The organism is Symbiopectobacterium sp. (genome assembly GCF_051710365.1).
GTDB lineage: Bacteria > Pseudomonadota > Gammaproteobacteria > Enterobacterales > Enterobacteriaceae > Symbiopectobacterium.
The window spans coordinates 1-1,519 of the sequence record NZ_JBPETA010000350.1; the positions used below are offsets into that span (position 1 = coordinate 1).

Here is a 1,519-nt window from a genome sequence, read left to right on the forward strand (position 1 = left end):
TAAAGGAATATCGACGGATCGCCACACGTTATGAAAAAACGGCAAGAAACTATCTAGCAATGGTGAAACTGGGCTGCATCCGCGTGTTTTACCACCGGTTACGCAATTAAGGGACACAGCCTAGTATTCATCCCGCTCGCAAGGGCATGTTAATGGGGAGCGGTAGTTCAGTCGGTTAGAATACCTGCCTGTCACGCAGGGGGTCGCGGGTTCGAGTCCCGTCCGTTCCGCCAATAACTAAAAAATGCTGATATAAGTTCGCTTATATCAGCATTTTTTTTGCTTTTTCGATGTGTGTTGAATTTATCAACAGTAAAGAAAACGAAATGGTGTAGCATTTCTTGCGTTGAAAATGCTAAGTATTAGCCTCGATACTTGCTTTTAGCGCTGGCTAGATGAAATCTATTTATTATATCGTGTGAATGAGTGGGTTCCCCACCGTGTTAGATATTATCGATTATAAGAGTTTTGAACAGATAATTTATGTTTTATTTTCTCAGTTTATGCAATGTCTCCTTTGCTGAAGATCATGTGCGTTACCCACTGTCTGCGCTTGTTATTACGTTTGAATGCTAATAAATCAACAATAAAACAATTTATTATCCCTGATAGAATGATCTGGTGTCACATAAATAACATGCATATGGATGACTCACCCTCTCATTTCTCTGCTTGTCCGCTTATTTTCACTTATTGTTTTATTATAAAGATCGATATTTTATTCTTTTGTCTTTGAATGTTTAGTGTGAACTGCTAAATGTTGATTTCTCATTCATTTTATAATGAGATGATGTATATAGATCGTATTTTTAATGCTTATATGAATGAATATCTATCTGATTTATTTTTGTTGGTTATTCTTATCGTGTGTTTGAAGAAAGGTAATATTAATTGTTGTTTGTTTTATGTGTGTGCTTTTCATAAGTAAGAAAAATCTTATTATTTTTTTATTTTTGCTAGTGCTTTGTTAATTGATAGGTTTTGACAATTGTTTTTTGGTTTTTATTTGTAAATGTTGCCATTGTTAATGGCGAAAAAGAGATGTTATAAAATCCCCGCAAAATAGTTGAGTGTTGAACATTACCAAGTCGAAAAAAGACATGGTGAAATAATAGCGTTAATAAATGGAGAGGATTGTTATGTATTCTTTAGCAAGCTATGTTCAGGGAAAATCAATCGTGAGTTATGTGTATTTTACTGAAGCAATGCATAATTTTAAAAATGATCAGCGCGGGGTAACCGCTGTTGAATATGCTATTGTGGCCGCGGGCGTTGCTGCGGTGGTTGCGGTTATTTTTGGCGATAGTGGACCGGTTAAACCGTCATTCCGCACCTACTTTAAGAATAAATTCGACGGTATCGCTCGCCGAGAACATCAACGATGGTCTTGTGAACCGTCATTCCGCACCTGATTTTTCTTTTTTCGGGACTTGACAGTATTCTGAAGTTCTGAATTTATTACTGCTTTTTGCAGACCAATCAGCATGAGTACTCCCCACGTTACCATCCGTAACCTTGA

At 36.8% G+C, this 1,519-nt stretch carries 1 protein-coding gene, 1 tRNA gene and 1 pseudogene; all 3 read left to right on the top strand.

Annotation, left to right across the window (positions count from 1 at the left end; genetic code table 11):
* A pseudogene (locus tag ACTBDZ_RS17710) lies at positions 1–110 on the top strand (IS5 family transposase); the annotation flags it as partial.
* Positions 111–156: 46 nt separating this feature from the next.
* Positions 157–233, top strand: a tRNA-Asp gene (locus ACTBDZ_RS17715).
* A gap of 906 nt (positions 234–1,139) precedes the next feature.
* On the top strand, positions 1,140–1,412 hold the full coding sequence (locus ACTBDZ_RS17720) for a Flp family type IVb pilin (RefSeq protein WP_438816260.1): 273 nt from the start codon (positions 1,140–1,142) through the stop codon (positions 1,410–1,412).
* Positions 1,413–1,519: the final 107 nt, after the last annotated feature.

Excerpts from the sequence above, each read along its gene's own strand:
- ACTBDZ_RS17720 (WP_438816260.1), top strand. The coding sequence starts at position 1,140 with ATGTATTCTTTAGCAAGCTATGTTCAGGGAAAATCAATCGTGAGTTAT.